Annotated in this window: 3 protein-coding genes; all 3 read right to left on the reverse strand. The window is 44.7% G+C overall.

Annotation, left to right across the window (positions count from 1 at the left end):
* On the reverse strand, positions 1-555 hold a 555-nt coding region (locus WBV75_RS14165; RefSeq protein ID WP_424121232.1), incomplete at its 3' end, for a hypothetical protein.
* A gap of 237 nt (positions 556-792) precedes the next feature.
* Positions 793-1,464 carry a lysoplasmalogenase gene (locus WBV75_RS14170; protein WP_424121233.1) on the reverse strand — a complete coding sequence of 224 codons (672 nt, stop codon included), beginning with the start codon at positions 1,462-1,464 and terminating at the stop codon, positions 793-795.
* Positions 1,465-1,562: 98 nt separating this feature from the next.
* Positions 1,563-1,932 (reverse strand): 3-keto-disaccharide hydrolase (locus tag WBV75_RS14175; RefSeq protein ID WP_424121234.1); only part of this gene is annotated, 370 nt, incomplete at its 5' end.

Consider the following 1,932-nt stretch of genomic DNA (forward strand, 5'->3'; position numbering starts at 1 on the left):
GACCTTGTAAAAAGCAAGGGCGCGGTGCGCCAAAATATCGTAAAGCGTGGGGCGATATTCAGCAGATGATTTATTGTCGGTAAGGATTTCTTCAAAATCGGAAGAAGAAATTTTCTTAAGGGATTCAGCATTATTGAGCGATGCCTTGTACAAATCAGAAATATTGAAAACCAGGGTCGTGGCATCCCACGATTTATAGTCATTCCCTATGACGCTATCCTGCAATTGTGATCTGTTCCGGATCCTTCCGGCATTGCGGGCCAGATATTGCTCCAGCATACCGGCCTGGATGGATTTCAGGATCGCATCTACCGGAAAGGTGCTGGAATTGATGGCCTCTTTGATGTCATACAGGATTTTATCCTGTGCATCTTCCTCGAGGAGCATCAGGAATTTGGAGCGGTAGAGAAAACTCTTCACCAATTGGGTTTCTTCACCCTGGCGCTTGGCCCTTGTATAAATCTCATCTACAATTTCAGAGGCGCTCTTAAACTTACCCTCTAATTCCAGGGCTTCCACCTCTTTCCACAACCCCGTGTATTCTTCCTGGGCCATTCCAAAAGGCATTACCAGGAGAAAGACTAAAAAAAGTAATGATTTGGTAGCTTTGGCCATTCTTACCTACAAAATAGAAAAATTAAGGGTATTCAAAAAAAGTGCCAAATAAAAGCTGTCTTAAGTCTTTAGCCCTGAATGCTTACATGGAAGTCATGGCCTTTTCACTATTTCAGCAACCAATCCTGAGGAATGGAATCCATTGGAGAACTTCCTGTCTATGATATTGTTTTTTCTTCAAACTGCGTCCTCTGAAAACCGGAATCGCTGCCAGACTGACCAGGTAATGACGATATGTGCCAGGTAGTAAGTGGGTAATACCAGGAAGTCCCATTGGTTGTACTTCATGAATTCAGCCAGGGCGATCAGCGTATCGGAAAACAGGATCAGGACAATTCCGGCAACATAAAGCCATTTGGCCCAACCCTTAAAGCGGATGCCCCGGGCGGCACCCAGGGAAAAACAGGAGACAAACAGGTATGCCAGGGCTGCCCACATAAGAACACTGTCTGCAATACCCGGATACAGGGAAGTGAAGAAAAAGATCAGGTAAGCCCCACAGAGCAGGGCGGTAAACCTCCAGAAAATTTTCCCCTGATAGAGGGAGTACGACAAATATCCGATATGGGCCAGGAAGAAAAAGAAAATACCATATACAAACCTCATGGTGTCCCCGTCTCGCGTGGAAAGGAAATAATCCCCCACAATGGAAAAGGCAAAGGCACCGATGAGCATCCAGAGATCCGGAGTGGAAAATCCCTTTTTGGAAGAAAGCAACAACAGGATTAACGCCCCGATCCCCGCGGAACCCGATTTAAAAAGGAATTCACCATTGCTGAGAGCCAGGAGGGATGCTACTACCTGAAGGGCCAGCAGAAAATAGATAACGGTTCGGAATTTCGGGTTCATGGTCAGGTGTTTGATGAAGAAATCAATTCAAAATATAGTCCATTGGCATTTGCAGAATTCGGATCGTAGCTATTCTCACATCCAACTTTTAGCGGAAGCTATAACTCCCGGATTTTGATGTTTCTATATGCGACCTGATTGCCATGATCCTGTAATGAAATATGGCCGGTTTGTGCCTTTCCAAACCCAGGAAAATCCTTAAACCCTGAGTTAGCAATTAACTCCTCCCATTCAGGGCCATTTACCGGGAACCTTAGTATTTCCACACCATTGAAAATAACAAAACCTTTGTTTTGAATTTGATCTATATGCAGTACGTACTGGTTCCATTCGCCTGCCGGCTTGCTGACAATTTCAGAAGGAGCAATCAAATTAAAAATAGAACCTGCCCTCTGAATATCGCCTCTTTCCTCGACATATTCTGTCCAATTATCATCCAATACTTGTAATTCAGGACCGGTGTCATAG

This window comes from Robiginitalea sp. (assembly GCF_049588695.1).
Lineage (GTDB): Bacteria > Bacteroidota > Bacteroidia > Flavobacteriales > Flavobacteriaceae > Robiginitalea.

What these genes read in the sequence shown, in the direction of transcription:
- WBV75_RS14170 (WP_424121233.1), bottom strand. Translation starts at nt 1,464, where the DNA reads ATGAACCCGAAATTCCGAACCGTTATCTATTTTCTGCTGGCCCTTCAG.